We start from the raw sequence: 15274 nt of genomic DNA, 5'->3' as shown, positions 1-15274 counted from the left end.
CATGGACGATGCGCGCGGACTTGTGCTCGTCGTCGAGGACGAGACGCACATCGCCGATCTCGAACGCCTGTACCTCGACGCAGCGGGCTTCGGCGTGCACGTCGAGCGTGACGGCGCGGCCGGCATCGCGTCGGCCCGCCGACTTCGCCCGGCGCTCATCGTCCTCGATGTCGGCCTTCCAGGACTCGACGGCGTCGAGGTGTGCCGGGCGCTGCGCGCCGAGGGCGACTGGACGCCCATCATCTTCGTCACGGCGCGCGACGAAGAGGTCGACCGGATCCTCGGGATCGAGCTCGGCGCCGACGACTACGTGACCAAGCCGTTCTCACCGCGCGAGCTCGTCGCCCGCGTGAAGGGCGTCCTTCGCCGGCATCGCGGGCCGGATGTCTCCCGCGTCGTCGAGCTCGGGGCGATCCGCCTCGACACCGCGCGCCGCACCGCGCAGGTCGATGGCGCCGACGTGCGGCTCACGCCCACCGAGTTCGACCTGCTCGCCGAGCTCATCGAGCACCCGGGGCGTGTGTTCACGCGCGCGCAGCTCCTCTCGACCGTGTGGGGTCAGGCCGACTACGCGGGTGGGCGCACCGTCGACGTGCACGTCGCGCAGTTGCGCGCAAAGCTCGGTGCGCGGTCGCCGATCCGCACGGTGCACGGCGTGGGCTACGCGGCAGATGCCTGACGACAGGCGCAGGCGGGGCCGCACGCTGAACACGCGGATCACGCTGCTCGTGGTCGGCGTTGCGACGCTCGTGACGGTGGTCGCCGGAGTCGCGTCGCTGCAGCTCGTCCGCGGCGCGCTCGAGCAGCAGGCGCACGAGCATCTCGCCACCCAAGTCGGCATCCTCGCCGAGGAGGGCGACCTCGAGACGGCGGCACGCCAGGCCCAGGCGTGGGCGCAGGACGTCGGCGACCAGTGGGCGGTCGTCGCATCCGACGGCTCGGTGCGCGGCAGCGCCCGTCGGTGGGTCGACGCCGAGGTCGCACGCGACGTGCTCGCAGGCACCGCGGTGTCGGACACGACGCGCGCATGGCGGGCTCCCGTCATCCTCGAGGCACAACCGGTCGGGGCGGGCGGGATCGTGCTGGCCCGCCCCGAATCGGCGATCGCCGCCGCGACGCGCGAGCTCGTCGCGCGATTCCTCCCGATCATCGGGGCCGCTGCGATCGCGGCGATTCTCGGCGGCGTCCTGCTCGCCGGCCGCATCGCCAGCCCGCTCGTCGCGACAGCGAATGCAGCGAATGTGCTGGCCTGCGGCCGTCGCGGCGTCGCCGTGCCCGGTTCCGACATCCCGGAGGTCGACGACGTCGCGCACGCCCTCGCCGCACTCGACTCTGCACTCGTCGCGAGCGAGGGACGGCAGCGCGAATTCCTCCTCTCGGTGTCGCACGAGCTGCGCACCCCGCTCACGGCAATCCGCGGCTATGCCGAGGCGCTCGCCGACGGGCTCGTCGACTCGGCATCCGTCGCCTCGGTCGGGCGCACGCTCACCGCCGAGACCGAGCGCGTCGACCACTTCGTCGGCGACCTGCTCGAGCTCGCTCGCCTGGAGTCCGACGACTTCCGCATCGAGCCGTCGCCGGTCGATCTCGCGGCGCTCCTCCGGGAGGCCGCCGAGGCGTGGGCCGCGAAGGCGGCCGCGCTCGGGGTCGCGATCGTCGTCGACGCGGATGCCGCCCCCACCGTCGTCTCCGATCCGCGACGGGTGCGGCAACTCGTCGACGGCCTCGTCGAGAACGCACTGCGCGTCTCACCGCCGGACTCCGCACTCGAGCTACGCGCCGCGGCCGCACCCGGCGCGGGCGGCGGCGCCGCGATCGCGGTCCGCGACGAGGGCCCGGGGCTCTCCGACGACGACCTCGCCCGCGCGTTCGACCGCAGCGTGCTGCGCGAACGCTACGGGTCGTCGCGGCCCGTCGGCACGGGTCTCGGCCTCAGCATCGCGCAGCGGCTCGCCGCCCGCCTCGGCGGCTCAGTCAGCGCGGCCCGCGCACCGGGGGGCGGCAGCGTCTTCACGGTGGACCTGCCCTCCGGCGTCAGCCCGCGAGCACCGGGATCGGCATGGTGAACGGCGGCTCCTTCGGCACGGGCGGGGTCGTGGCATCCGCGATCCTGGTGCCGGAGGCCACGAGCCGGCGCGCACTCTCGTCGGCGTCGATCCAGTCGAGCGCGGGGAAGGCCCCGAGCGGCACCACCGAGTGCAGCACGGTCGTGGGGTACACGTGCACGAGGTTGAAGGCTCGCGCGCCGTCGCGGCCGCGCGTGCCGCCGACCGGCACGTTGAGGTCCTGCGTGTAGCAGCTCGCCGACGCCACCGAGACGGGCACGCCCGCGAACGTCGCGGTCGACGAGTAGTGCAGGTGACCGGCGATGATCGAGCGGATGTCGCTGCCGGCGACGACCTCGGCGAGACCCGCCTGGTCGCGAAGCTCCACCGAGACCGCGAGGTCGAGCACGCTCGGCACGGGCGGATGGTGCATCGCGAGGATGGTGCCGTGCGGCGCCGGGATCGACAGCTCCTCGGCGAGCCAGTCGAGCTGCGCCGGTGCGACCTCGCCGTGGTGGTGGCCGGGCACCGTCGAATCGAGCGTGATGACGCGCAGGCCGTTCATGTCGTCGACGCGGTCGACCGGCCGATACCCTCCCACCCGCTCGTCGAGGAGGCCGCGGCGGAAGGCCGAGCGGTCATCGTGGTTGCCCATGACCCAGATCGCCTGCGCACCGAGCCGCGCCGCCACGGGGTCGACGATCCGTCGGATGCGGTCGTACGCGTCGACCTCGCCACGGTCGGCCAGATCGCCCGTGAAGACGATCGCCTCGGGCCGGGCGCCGGATGCCTCGAACTCGTCGAAGAGCATGCGCAGGTGCTGCTCGCTCGAGACGCGGTCGTACAGTAGCCCGCCCCCAGCGAGCAGGTGCGTATCGCTGATGTGGAGCAGGAAGTGGTCCGGCCGTGGGTACTCGGCCGTACGGGTGTTCACGTTTCGTCCCATTCGATCGGTGAAGACGCGCTTCGATGGGCGTCGGGGTAACGCTAGCCGAACACGTGAATCTGAACGGGCAATGAATACGGCATGTGACGGAGACGAATCGTGCCGTGCCGACGGCGCTCAGCCCCCGCTCAGCCTCCCGGCTTGTCGGGCTTCTTCGTGTGCCCGGGCGGGTCGGGGCGTCCGTTGCCGGTGTCGGTCGTGGGGTCGGGCGTCGGGACCGGCTCGACCGGCACGTCGGTGCCGGGGTCGGTCGACCCGCCGCCAGCCGGCGGCGGCGGCGGGGTGCTCGGCGTGGGCGTGGGCGTGGACGGAGGCGTCGGTCCCGGGCTGGGCAGGATCGGCGCGTACGAGTTGGGTGAGCCGGGGTCGGTCGACGTCGGCCGCGGGCTGGTGCCGCCTCCGGAGGCCTGGTCACCGGGCCCGGATCCGCCGGCGAAGGAGATCAGCGCCACCGCGCCACCGAGCATCGCCACGGTGGCCATCGTGGCCGACACGATCAGCACATGCAGGCGCCGCTCGAACAGCCAGGCGCCGGTCGCCGTGAGGCGCGGCTCGAGCGATGCCACGACCGGAGCCGCTGCCGCGAGCATCCGCGCTCGCCAGCTGCCGACCGGGGGCGCGGCCCGGCGCGCATGGCGTCCGCGGGGTCGACGCAGCGGTTCGTCGGATTGCCCCCGGTCGTGATCCTCCCCCTCGAACACGTGCTCACCTCGCCTCGGACTCCACATCTCACCCCGTTCGGGGGGTGCGGCACCATATGAGGATATGCGGCGCGGCCGGTCTGCTCCATCCACAGGTGACGGACGGTCACCATTCCGGTGACACCCCGGAGCGTCAGTCCTTCTGACGGGGCTTGCGGAACGGCATCGCGTCGTCGCCGTCGCCATCGCGCCGGTCGCGCGACCGATCGTCACGAGTGTCACGGCCGTCGCGCCGATCGTCACGCCGTCGCGGGCCGCCGGTGTCGCGTCGGAGCTCGATGAGCCGGCCCGAGATGCGCGTGCCATCGAGCCGCTCAAGGGTCTCGCGCGGCAGGTCGGCCGGCAACTCCACGAGCGAGAAGTCGGGCCGGATCTGGATGGCCCCGAAGTCCTCCCGGCTGAGTCCACCCTCGTTGGCGAGTGCGCCGACGATCTGCCGGGGCTCCACCCGGTGCCGTCGGCCGACGGCGATGCGGTACGTGGACATCAAGGCGTCACCGGCCCGGTGCCGCCGTTCGGGTCGATCGGGGCGCTCGCGGTCGCCCCACCCGCCGCGGTCGCCGCGCTCGGGTCGGCCGCCACGCTCGGATCGGCCGCCGCGCTCGTCTCGCTCGCGCCGCGGCGGCCGCTCGGCACGGGCCGGACGCTCGGGCTCCGGCTCGAGGAGGAGCGGCGCCTCGCCCTGCGCCACCACGGCGAGCGCGGCCGCGACATCCGCTTCGGGAACATCGTGGTTGCGCACGTAGTGGGCGATGATGTCGCGGAAGCCGTCGATGCGCTCGGCCTGCTCGAGCGCTGCGCTGATGCGATCGTCGAACCGTGCGAGGCGGGTGACGTTGACCTCGTCGACGCTCGGCAGCTGCATCTGGGTGATCGGCTGCTTCGTCGCCTTCTCGATGCGGGCGAGGAGGCCACGCTCGCGAGGCGTGACGAAGCTGATGGCGTCGCCCGTGCGGCCGGCACGGCCGGTGCGCCCGATGCGGTGCACGTACGGCTCGCTATCGGTGGGGATGTCGAAGTTCACCACGTGGCTGATGCGTTCGACGTCGAGGCCGCGCGCTGCGACATCCGTTGCCACCAGGATGTCGAGCTTGCCCGACTTCAGCTGGTTCACGGTGCGCTCGCGCTGCGCCTGCGCGATGTCGCCGTTGATCGCGGCAGCCTCATACCCGCGGGCGCGGAGCTTCTCGGCGAGCTCCTCGGTGACGTTCTTCGTGCGGACGAACACGATCATGCCCTCGAAGTTCTCGACCTCGAGGATGCGCGTGAGGGCGTCGACCTTCTGCGCGTACGAGACGACGAGGTAGCGCTGCGTGATGTTCGCGGCGGTCTGGGTCTTCGTCTTGATGGTGATCTCTCGGGGGTCGCGCAGGTACTGCTGCGACATCCGCCGGATCGCCGCCGGCATGGTCGCGGAGAACAGGGCGACCTGCTTGTCGGCGGGCGTGTCGGCGAGGATCGTCTCGACGTCCTCGGCGAAGCCCATCTTGAGCATCTCGTCGGCCTCATCGAGCACCAGGTACTTCAGCTCCGACAGGTCGAGGGTGCCCTTGTCGAGATGGTCCATGATGCGGCCGGGCGTGCCCACGACGATGTGGACGCCGCGGCGCAGTGCCGACAGCTGCACGCCGTAGCCCTGGCCGCCGTAGACCGGCAGGATGTGCACGTTCCTGAGGTGAGCGGCGTACCGCTCGAACGCCTCGCAGACCTGTAGCGCGAGCTCCCGGGTCGGGGCGAGCACGAGCGCCTGCGGCGCCTTCTGCGACACGTCGAGGCGCGCGAGGATCGGCAGCGCGAACGCCGCCGTCTTGCCCGTGCCGGTCTGCGCGAGGCCGACGACGTCGCGGCCGGCGAGGAGGGTGGGGATGGTCGCCGCCTGGATCGCCGACGGCGTCTCGTAGCCGACGTCGTCGAGCGCTTTCAGCACCGGACCCTCGAGGCCGAGGTCGGCGAATGTCGTCTGAGGGGGCTCGACGGGAGCCTCGGCCTCGACGGGAAGTTCGTCGGAAGTCACCCTTCAGGGTAGACCGTGCGGATGGGAGACGTCACGTCGTGGCTGCCGGCGCTAGCCTTTAGTCGGCGGATCCGGCGGTGACGGCGAGAGGACCGGGAAGGTGACATCGTACGCGGCGATCGTCTACAACCCCGTCAACCTTCCGGTTGACCGGCTTCGCCGCGCGGTCCGTGCGGAGCAGCGACGTCTCGGCTGGGATGAGGCCCGCTGGTACGCCACGAGCCGCCATGATCGCGGCCAAGGGGCGGCGTCGGCGGCACTTGCGAGCGACCCGGCTGTGGTCATCGTCGCCGGAGGCGACGGCACCGTCCGCTCGGTGGCCGAGGCCCTGCACGGGAGCGGCACGCCCCTGGGGCTGGTGCCCGCCGGGACCGGGAACCTCCTCGCCCGGAACCTCGGCCTGGAACTGGGTGACCTCGAAGCGTCCGTCCGCACCGCATTCGGCGGAACGACGCGACCCGTCGACATCGCGATCGCCAATCTCGTCGGCAGCGACGGCGAGCGGACCAGGCGCGTGTTCGTGGTCATGGCAGGGATCGGGCTCGACGCGGAGATGGCCGAGGCCACGAGCGCGCTGGCCAAGCGGCGAATGGGCTGGCTCGCGTATGTCACGCCGATCGCACGGTCGATCATCGCGAACCGGCAGTTCCGCCTTCGCTACCGCATCGACGGCGGCAGCACCCGATCGACGCGAGCACACACCATCATCGTCGGCAACTGCGGCACCCTCACGGGCAACATGCTGCTGCTCCCAACCGCACAGGTCGATGACGGGCTCCTCGACGTCGTCATGATGCGTCCCAAAGGGCGGTTCGGCTGGGCGAGAATCGCTTTCCGACTGATCGTCCAAGGTGTCGCGAGGCATTTCCGGCAGGCCGAGCGCATGATGCGGTCCACCGTCGACCTCCAGTCACTCGCCTACGCCCAGGGCGCACGGTTCGATGTCCACTTCGACACGCCCCATGGCATCGAGCTCGACGGCGACAGCTTCGACCCCATCCTCGCCGCACAGATCAGCGTTCACCCCGCGGCGCTGAACGTCCGCGTGGCCGCTCGCTGACCGGGGCGTCGACACCGATCGCCCGGGCGGGTGCGCCTATCGCTTCGCGCGAGCGGCGCGTTGCCGCAGGATGCCGAAGACGACCGTACCCAGGAACAACACGACGCCGATCACGCCCAGCCAGAGCAAGCCCTCGAGCGCGAAGCCGACGATCGCCAACACCAGCCACACCACCAGCAGAATCACCAGCACGGTCCACATACCCCTACGGTACCCCTGGCGGACCGCGAAGGGACCGAACGGCGCGAGGCCGACGTCTCGTCATCCCGGACCCGGCCCTGCATCCAGGCGTTACCGCAAGCCGCCATCGACGGATGCCGCGGCGGCCCTCTCTTCGCTCGCGGAGGAGCCCCTCGCGGAGGAGCCCGCGGGGTTCTGGGCGAAGGGCGCCCAGTGTGCGGCATCCGGCCGCAGATGGCAAGGGGGTCGCCAACGAGGCCCGCATGGGGAAGAGTGGGCGATTCGCGATCGAAGAGGAGGAGCCCGATGCTCACACTCACCGACAACGCAAGCACCGCTGTCCGGGACATCGTCGAACGGAGTGGTGGCACCGGCGGCGCAGGACTGCGCATCGACGCCGACGACGCCGAGTCAACGGACTTCGCCGTGGCGATCGTGCCGACGCCGCTCGAGCACGACACCGTGGTCGAGCAGGACGGCGCACGCGTCTACCTCGGCGAGAACGCCGCGTGGGCGCTCGATGACAAGCTGCTCGACGCGCGCGTCTCGGAGGACGGCCGCGTCGCGTTCGATCTCCTGCGTCAGGAGCCCTGACACCGGATGTCGCACCCGGCGCCCCCGTAAGCCTCGCCCGCGGGGGCGCCGTGACGTCATGGCGTCAGTGCTCGGGCGGGGTGCCCCCGAGGCGTCAGCGCCCCACCCGGCCGAAGAGCCCGGCGATCGGCGCGAGCAGCGACGGCCGCGCCGCGACCCATGCGGCCGCGATCAGCACGAGCGAGCCGACGAAGAGCCAGAACCCGATCCAGTCGTTCGCGTCGCGGGCCGTGTAGATGTGGTTGAGGTTCCGGAGCGCGCCGGTCGTGAGCACGAGGGTGACGTGCACCACGATGAAGCCGACGAAGTACAGCATCACCGGGAAGTGCACCGCGCGCGCCCACTCGACCGGGTAGACGCGGTTGAGCCTCGCCGCACCCTTCGGCCACAGCCCCGACATGCGCACGCCGGTCAGCACGGCGAGCGGCGCGGCGATGAAGATGGTCGCGAAGTAGGCGAGCACCTGCAGGCTGTTGTAGTTGACCCAGCCGTCCTCGAGCGGCCAGTCGAGCGACGCGTACTGCAGGCCCGCCGAGATCGCGTTCGGAACGACCTCCCAGCTCGTCGGCACCACGCGCATCCACTGGCCCGTAGCGAACAGCAGCACCACGAACACGACGCCGTTCACGAGCCACAGGATGTCGAGCGACTGGTGGAACCAGGCGTTGAGGCTGATCTTGCCCGCCCCGCCCTTCGACCACCGCGGCGTCCAGTACGCGGCCGGACGCCGCTCGAGGCGCACCTGCAGGCCCGAGCGGATGATCAGCACCATGAGGAACACGTTGAAGAAGTGCTGCCAACCGAGCCAGGCCGGCAGGCCGACGGGCGCCCCCGCGGGCAGGTGGGTCTCGCCCGGGTACGTCGCCATGAAGTCCTGCATGAAGTCCAGCCCGATGAACCATCGCGTGAGCTGCACCACGATGGTGGCCGCGCCGATGATCGCGAGGATCCCGATGACGGATGCCCCGACCCACTGCCTGAGGGTGAAGCGACCATAGCGCTTGGCCTCGGTGGCTGCCGACGCGGCGGGCACGGCCTGCGGAGCCGGGGCCGGGGCGGTCGCGCGCGGGGAGGCCGGCTTCGGCGCGGGCGCCGGAGGGGCTGGAGCGGCGGCCGCGGCGGCCGCTGGCTCGGGCGCGGCGGCCGCTGTGGGTGCCGGCGCTGCGGTTTCCGGTCGCGGAAGACCGCGGCGAACCTGGGGTTCGGCGGGTGCCTCGGCGACGGATGCCGCCGCTGCGGGCTGCTCGGATGGCGCCGGCGCTTCGGCGGCCGCGGGCCCGGCAGGGGCCGCGGGAGATGCCGCGGCCGTCGCGACCGTCGCGGACGGCGGCCACGGGTCTCCCCCGGCGACCCGCGGAAGTCCGCGGCGCAGGCTGCGTCCACCGGTCGCGGGAGCAGCAGTGGCGGCAGGTGCGGGTGCGGGTGCGGGTGCGGCAGCCGGCGGCGCGGTTGTCGCTTCGGCGGGATGCCCCGTGGTCGGCGCGGCGGCGGCATCCGTCACCGACGTCGCAGCGACGGTCGGCACCTCGCCTGGATCCGGCCACGGACGCCCGCCCGGAACGCGGGGCAGGCCGCTCCGAAGGCGGCGACCACTCGACGCAGGTGCAACCACGGGGACCGCGGGAGCCGTCGGAGGCTCGACGCTCGCCGCGACCTCGGGCGCAACCACGAACTCGACCTCCGATACGGGGGCCGCAACCGGCGCCTCGACCCGCGCCGCAGCCATGTCGACGGGCGCGTCACCCGACGGGGGCCACGCGTCACCGCCGCGTTCGCGCGGCAGTCCTCGGCGAATGGTGCGCCCTTGGGTGGCCACCGACTACTTCTTCCGCTCGGCGAGCGCAGAGATCAGCTGGGGCACGACGGTGAAGACGTCGCCCACGACGCCGAAGTCGGCGACCTCGAAGATCGGCGCGTCGGGGTCCTTGTTCACCGCGACGATGGTCTTGGCGGTCTGCATGCCGGCGCGATGCTGGATCGCACCCGAGATGCCGAGCGCGACGTACAGATGCGGCGACACCGACACCCCCGTCTGTCCGACCTGGTGGCTCTGCGGGATGTACCCGGCGTCGACGGCGGCGCGCGAGGCGCCGATGGCGGCCCCGAGCGTGTCGGCGAGCTGCTCGACGAGCGCGAAACTCTCGGCGGAGCCGAGCCCGCGGCCGCCCGAGACGACCTTCGTCGCACCCTTGAGCTCGGGCCTCGTCGACGTCGCCGTGACGGACTCGAACGACTCGATCGACGCGGCCGCCTTGCCCGACGGCTGCGGTTCGAGGGTCTCGATCGCGACGGGCCTCGCCTCGGCGCGCGCCTCGACGGCCCCCTCGCGCACGGTCACGACGAGCGGGCCGAAGGTCGCCGCCGAGTCGACGTTGTACGCGCCACCGTACACGGAGTGGTGGGCGATGACGCCCTCCGCGTCGCGCGAGAGGCCGACGGCATCGACCGCGAGGGCCGCGCTCGTGCGCGCGGCGAAGCGGCCCGCGACATCCCGTCCTTCCATGGAGTTCGAGATGAGCACCGCGTCGGGCGCCACGACCGCTGCGGCCGCGGCGAGCGCGTCGGCGATCGGCACCGAGAGCCGGGCCACCACCGCCTCCGTCTCCACGACGAGGACGCGCTCGGCACCGGCGGCCGCGGCCTGCTCGGCGATCGCCTGCGACCGCCCGGCCGCGGTGACGGCGAGTGCCACCGGGGTGCCGATGAGCGACGCCGCGCCGAGGAGTCCCGCGGCGCTCTTGGCGAGCTCGCCCGTCGGGGTCGCCTCGAGGAGCACGAGGATGGGGTCTGCTGGGTAGTCGGTCATGTCGTCCTCTCAGGCCAGCCGGTTCTCGACGAGGAACTCGGCGATCTTCACGCCGCCGTCGCCCTCGTCGGTGATCTTCACGCCGGCCGAGCGAGGGGGCTTCTCCGCGATCGCGGTCATGATCGACGCGGCGACGGAGAGATCCTGCGGATCGATGCCGAGATCGGCGGCAGCGAGGGTCTCGAACGGCTTCTTCTTCGCCGCCATGATGCCCTTGAAGTTGGGGAACCGCGCGTCGGGCAGCGCCTCCGTGATGGAGATCACGGCCGGCAGCTTCGCGCTGAGCCGCATCGTGCCGTCGTCGCTGTCGCGCCCGCCCGAGACCGAGTCGGCCGCGATCTCGACCGACGACAGCGCGGTCAGGTTCGGCACGTCGAGCAGTTCGGCCAGCATCGCGGGAAGCACCCCGCCGCTGCCGTCGGTCGAGAGGTTCCCGGTGATGACGAGGTCGAACCCGGTCTTCCGGATCGCGGCGGCGAGCGTGCGGGCGGTGAGGCCCAGGTCGGCTCCAGCCAGGCCGGGGTCGGCGACCTGGACGGCGGATGCCGCTCCCATCGCGAGTCCCTTGCGGATCGTCGCCGCGGCCCGCTCGGGCGCCATCGACATGACGACCACCTCGGCCTCGTTCGCGTCGGCGTGGGAGAGCGCCACCTCGAGGGCGCGCTCGCCGATCTCGTCGAGCACCGGCTCGCTGGCAGCGCGATCCGCGAGTCCCGTCTCGAGATCGAGCTTGCGCTCCCCGTAGGTGTCGGGGACCTCCTTCACGATGACGATGATCTTCATCAGGCTCGCGTCCTTTCCCTCACCGGCGAGCGACCCCGCTCACCGCGTCTAGTTAATCATGCATAACCTAGATCGCGAGTCGACGGCCGTCGGTCACGCACGGCGCGACCGGCGTTCGTGGTCACCCGGCCCCGTCCGGAAGGCTCCGCCCGACGACCAGCCGCATGATCTCGTTGGTGCCCTCGAGGAGCGTGCCAGCCCATCTTCTCCTCGTTCCGCCCGAACCCGAGGCCCGGAGTCCCGTCGGGCACGACGATCGCGCTGATCCCCCTGGATCCCGGCTCCCCGGTGCGTGCCATGACGAGGTGGACCGCCGACGACCCGGCGCCCGAGACGAACTGCTTGACGCCGTTGATCACGTAGTCGTCACCGTCACGGCGGGCCGACGTCGTGATCGCCGCGGCATCCGACCCAGCGCCCGGTTCGGTGAGGCAGTAGCTGCCGAGGTCGGTCATGGCGGCGAGGCCGGGGACCCACCGCTCGCGCTGGGCGTCGTCGCCATAGGTGTCGATCATCCACGCGACCATGTTGTGGATGGAGATGTACGCGGCGATCGTCGTGTCGCCCTTTGCGAGCTCCTCGAACATCGCGACCGCGTCGAGTCTCGACAGGCCCGACCCGCCCACGTCCTCCCGCACGGACTCGCCGCCGAGACCCAACTGCCCGGCCAGGCGCAGCGTGTCGACGGGGAAGTGCTTCTCCGCATCCCAGCGCTCGGCGTTCGGCGCGAGTTCAAGGTCTGCGAACTCGCGCACCGCCTGGATCAGGGCATCGCGCTCTTCGGTCATGGTCCCGGTCCCGTACGGGTCGGTGCCCCGCCGGAATGGCGGAACTCGATGGTTCCCCGATACCGGATGCCGCGGCTGCGGCGGCAGAGCGGTACGGGGGTTCCGCAGAACTCAGCGCGATGCGGCCCGCCCCTCGGCGAGCTGGATCGCCCACGCGGCGTTGACGAGTCCCAGGTGACTGAACGCCTGCGGGAAGTTGCCGAGCTGCTCGCCCGTCTCGGCATCGACCTCCTCGGCCAGCAGTCCGACGTCGTTGACGTGCTCGATCGCCCGCTCGAACACCTCGCGGGCCTCGGTCACCCGGTCGCCCTGCGCGAGCACCTGGGCGAGCCAGAACGTGCAGAGCAGGAAGCTCCCTTCGTGCCCGGCCAGCCCGTCGACGTCGGATCCGCTGCGGTAGCGGCTCACGAGGTTCCGCTCGTCGGTCAGTCCGTCGATGATCGCGTCGACCGTGGCCCGGATGCGCGGGTCGTCGGCGGGCAGGAAGCCGACGATCGGGAGCATCAGCGCGGAGGCGTCGAGGTCGGGCGAGCCGAACGACTGGGTGAACGCCCCGACCTCGGGGTGCCAGCCCTCCTCGAGGATGGCGGCCCGGATCAGCTCCGCGGTGCGGCGCCATCCGTCCACCCGGTGCGCCGCATCGAGTCGATCGGCGAGCGCGATCGCCCGGTCGAGTGCGACCCAGCACATGAGCTTCGAGTACAGGAAGTGACGCGGTTCGCCGCGGATCTCCCAGATGCCGTTGTCGGGGAGCTGCCACTGGTCGGATGCCGCATCGGCGAGCGCGATCAGGAACCCCCGCGTCGACGGGGTCAGCGCGTCCAGTTGCCCGCGCAGCAGGAACGCGGCGTCGAGGAGTTCGCCGTACACGTCGAGCTGGGGCTGGTCCCACGCGCCGTTCCCGACGCGCACCGGCGCGCTCCCACGCCAGCCCGACAGGTGCGGAAGGCTCCGCTCCGTGAGGTCGTGCTCGCCGCCCACCCCGAACATGATCTGCAGGTGCCGCTGAGGCAGCGAGGTCGCCCCCGCGGTCGTCATGAACTCGAAGAACTCGTGCGCCTCGTCGGGGCATGCCGCGACCCAGAGCGCCTGCATCGTGAAGCTGGCGTCGCGCACCCAGGAGTAGCGGTAGTCCCAGTTCCGCTGGCCGCCCACGACCTCGGGGAGCGACGTCGTAGCCGCGGCCACGATGGCGCCCGTCGGCTGGTAGCTCAGCGCCTCCAGCACGCGGCCCGAATGCCGAACCAGGTCCTCCCACGGTCCGTGGTACGCCTGGTGGATGTCCGACCAGGCCCGCCACGCGGCGATCGTGGCGGGCAACCTCGCCTCGACCGCCGCCTCGGAGTACACCGACGGCACCGCCGTGCCGATGCCCGCGAACTGCAGCGCGAAGGCCGCCGACTCCCCCTCCTCGAGGGTGAACCGCGCCGTCACGGCGGTGGCGGACACGGTCACCGGCAGCGTCGTCGAGAGGGTGAGTCGTGCGGGACCGCCCTGCACGACGACCCCGCCCGCGACGGCGTCGAACGTCGGGACGACGAGCCCGTAGTCCGGCCGTGGCCGGAAGTCCATGGCCAACGCGACCCGCCCGCTCGTGCAGCGGACCGTCCTGAGCACGGTGTGCGGCGCATGCTCGCCGAGCCGGTGCGGATCACCTGCGGCGCCCACCTCCATCGCCTCCGTGATCTCGAAGATCCCGGTGGCGGTTCGGTAGGTGCTTCGCAGCACCATCGTGCCGTCGACGTATTCGCGGGAGACCGCGGCCGCCGCTTCGCCGGCGGGCCGGATCCACCAGTGGCCGCCGTCGTCGTCGAGCAGCGACGCGAACACCGATTCGCTGTCGAATCGGGGAAAGCACAACCAGGCCACGCAGCCGTCGCTCGTCACCACCGCGGCGGAGTGCCGATCGGAGAGGAGTGCGTGGTCGCTGATCGCGAGGGTGCTCATGCTTCGCTCGGACGCTGCCGGCGCATCCGGAGCGGGCCCACGAGCAATCCTGCCGCAACTCCCAGCAGGAGCGCCACCGTGGTCTCACCGATCGCGTTCGCCGATCCGTCGACCGCCGGGTCCCGCAGCGAGCTCGCCGCGAGGATCACCGTGGTGGCGACCGCGGGGCAGCCGTTCACCCGCGTGGCCCGCACGTCTCACCCTCCCGTGCGAGGGCCGGAGCGGATGCCGGAGCACCGCTGCCGGGCGCTGGGGCCGACTCGCGGGCGACGGATGAGGCATCCGACCGTGCTCGTTCGAGTTCACCGGAGCGCGCAGCCTGCGCGATCCGGAAGGCGCGCGGGCCGTGGATGCGGGAGTACCAGTGCAGGAGATCAGACATGATGTCGGGTTGTCGGGCCGTCAGTCGACCACCCGCACCTCCTTCCAGAAGGCGACGTAGTCGGAGAAGTCCCGGCCGACGCGCCGGATCGCGGCCGGGTACGGCTCGGGGTAGGTCCACGCGCGGTCCTCGAGCACGACGTCGCCGCTCTGCACCGCGAGATACTGACACGCACCCTTCCACGGGCACGCGTACGGCGTCGGGCTGTGCACGAGATGCTCGGACTTCACGCTCGTGGGCGGGAAGTACCAATTGCCCTCGATCGAGATCAGCTCGTCGCGACCCGCTTCGGCCAGGACCGTGTCGCCCAGCATCGCCTTCATGATTCCTCCGTAGGTTCGACTCTCCTGGATCGGACTCCCACCGTAGGCACCGCGCGGGGATGTCGACGGTGATGCAGGTCACAGTCCGTCCAGCGCACGGGTGGTGGGATCGAGGAAGGCGGACTCGGGATCGTCGCACCGATGAGCCGGCAACGGCGAGCGCGGGAGGTGAGGGGTCACGGAACGTGTGGAACGCGCCCTTCGGGAGTTCGAGCCGATGCGCAGCCCGCGCGGAGGTCACGTGCAGGCGGTCGCCCGCACGGTGGGGCGACCGCACCGCTCTGCGGCGTCCGCCCGGCGAGGACCCTGCGGAGATCGGACACGGAGGGAGTCCCGGCGAGGCGCCCGTCGGCCGGGTAGACCCTGCAGGCGAGTTCGGCGGTCGAACCCTCTGACGGGAACGCGTCGACCCCGTCGACGAGGATCGTCGGCGACCCCGCGAACGGAACGGCTGCCGCGGGTTCGGGCGGCGACAGCGGGGTGAACCTCACCGGCACTTCGTCGGTCGCATCGATCGTCCGCACGATCTTCGTGCCCCGCTCCAACCCGAGGCTCGTGCTGGCTCGATTGGATGAGGTCGTCGCCATCCTCGAGCTGGCGGCCGTCTGCCCGGCGGCGAGCACGTCGAGGATCACTGGCCCGTCGACGAGCAGGAACGACAGCATATCGGCGTGCTCGACACCGTTCGGGCGACCGCGTCGGTCA

The 15274-nt window shown here is 71.7% G+C and carries 15 protein-coding genes and 1 pseudogene; 4 read left to right on the top strand and 12 right to left on the bottom strand.

The annotated features are described in order from the left end of the window. Position 1 precedes the first annotated feature (1 nt). A complete protein-coding gene (locus IEX31_RS11305) occupies positions 2-679 on the top strand; it encodes a response regulator transcription factor (protein ID WP_188743541.1) in 678 nt (225 codons plus the stop codon). Further along, a complete protein-coding gene (locus IEX31_RS11300) occupies positions 672-2066 on the top strand; it encodes a sensor histidine kinase (protein WP_188743540.1) in 1395 nt (464 codons plus the stop codon). The genes IEX31_RS11305 and IEX31_RS11300 overlap by 8 nt, the downstream gene beginning before the upstream one ends. Here the strand turns inward: IEX31_RS11300 and IEX31_RS11295 are convergent. The 3 genes from IEX31_RS11295 to IEX31_RS11285 form a co-directional block, all read right to left on the bottom strand. After that, a complete protein-coding gene (locus IEX31_RS11295) occupies positions 2035-2979 on the bottom strand; it encodes a metallophosphoesterase (RefSeq protein WP_229662288.1) in 945 nt (314 codons plus the stop codon). The genes IEX31_RS11300 and IEX31_RS11295 overlap by 32 nt on opposite strands. A 140-nt stretch (positions 2980-3119) precedes the next feature. Next, on the bottom strand, positions 3120-3581 hold the full coding sequence (locus tag IEX31_RS11290) for a hypothetical protein (protein WP_188743538.1): 462 nt from the start codon (positions 3579-3581) through the stop codon (positions 3120-3122). Positions 3582-3825: 244 nt separating this feature from the next. Continuing rightward, on the bottom strand, positions 3826-5706 hold the full coding sequence (locus IEX31_RS11285; protein WP_188743537.1) for a DEAD/DEAH box helicase: 1881 nt from the start codon (positions 5704-5706) through the stop codon (positions 3826-3828). A gap of 100 nt (positions 5707-5806) precedes the next feature. Here IEX31_RS11285 and IEX31_RS11280 point away from each other — a divergent pair, with 100 nt between their 5' ends. Next, entirely contained in the window at positions 5807-6766 is a 960-nt protein-coding gene (locus tag IEX31_RS11280; RefSeq protein ID WP_188743536.1) for a diacylglycerol/lipid kinase family protein, read from the top strand. A 36-nt stretch (positions 6767-6802) separates the two neighbouring features. On the opposite strand, the gene IEX31_RS11275 is transcribed toward IEX31_RS11280, so the two are convergent. Continuing rightward, positions 6803-6967, bottom strand: coding sequence for a hypothetical protein (locus tag IEX31_RS11275; RefSeq protein ID WP_188743535.1), 165 nt, complete (start codon positions 6965-6967; stop codon positions 6803-6805). Between the two features lie 285 nt (positions 6968-7252). On the opposite strand from IEX31_RS11275, the gene IEX31_RS11270 reads away from it, so the two are divergent. Then, complete coding sequence (locus IEX31_RS11270; protein ID WP_188743534.1) at positions 7253-7540, top strand: iron-sulfur cluster biosynthesis family protein; 288 nt, start codon at positions 7253-7255, stop codon at positions 7538-7540. Between the two features lie 94 nt (positions 7541-7634). Here the strand turns inward: IEX31_RS11270 and IEX31_RS11265 are convergent, their stop codons facing one another. From IEX31_RS11265 to IEX31_RS11230, 8 genes and pseudogenes are all read right to left on the bottom strand, one after another. Beyond that, positions 7635-9065 (bottom strand): cytochrome b/b6 domain-containing protein, encoded by a 1431-nt coding sequence (locus IEX31_RS11265; protein ID WP_308423499.1) that lies wholly within the window; start codon positions 9063-9065, stop codon positions 7635-7637. Positions 9066-9359: 294 nt separating this feature from the next. After that, the gene (locus IEX31_RS11260) at positions 9360-10346 is read right to left on the bottom strand and encodes an electron transfer flavoprotein subunit alpha/FixB family protein (protein ID WP_188743532.1); all 987 of its coding nucleotides are present in this window, start codon (positions 10344-10346) and stop codon (positions 9360-9362) included. 9 nt (positions 10347-10355) lie between these two features. Continuing rightward, on the bottom strand, positions 10356-11129 hold the full coding sequence (locus IEX31_RS11255; protein ID WP_188743531.1) for an electron transfer flavoprotein subunit beta/FixA family protein: 774 nt from the start codon (positions 11127-11129) through the stop codon (positions 10356-10358). 188 nt (positions 11130-11317) lie between these two features. Further along, positions 11318-11917: pseudogene (locus IEX31_RS11250) on the bottom strand (acyl-CoA dehydrogenase family protein); the annotation flags it as partial. A 111-nt stretch (positions 11918-12028) separates the two neighbouring features. Next, entirely contained in the window at positions 12029-13864 is a 1836-nt protein-coding gene (locus tag IEX31_RS11245) for a glycoside hydrolase family 15 protein (RefSeq protein WP_188743529.1), read from the bottom strand. After that, entirely contained in the window at positions 13861-14058 is a 198-nt protein-coding gene (locus IEX31_RS11240) for a hypothetical protein (protein WP_188743528.1), read from the bottom strand. Before IEX31_RS11240 ends, IEX31_RS11245 begins: the two co-directional genes overlap by 4 nt. Continuing rightward, a complete protein-coding gene (locus IEX31_RS11235; protein ID WP_188743527.1) occupies positions 14040-14246 on the bottom strand; it encodes a hypothetical protein in 207 nt (68 codons plus the stop codon). The genes IEX31_RS11240 and IEX31_RS11235 overlap by 19 nt, the downstream gene beginning before the upstream one ends. A gap of 20 nt (positions 14247-14266) precedes the next feature. Beyond that, entirely contained in the window at positions 14267-14569 is a 303-nt protein-coding gene (locus tag IEX31_RS11230) for a DUF427 domain-containing protein (RefSeq protein ID WP_188743526.1), read from the bottom strand. Positions 14570-15274: the final 705 nt, after the last annotated feature.

Origin of the sequence: Agromyces bauzanensis (assembly GCF_014645655.1) — a bacterium.
Lineage (GTDB): Bacteria > Actinomycetota > Actinomycetes > Actinomycetales > Microbacteriaceae > Agromyces > Agromyces bauzanensis.
The sequence above is the reverse complement of the archived record's forward strand: the minus strand, read 5'-3'. Positions and strand labels throughout refer to the sequence as shown.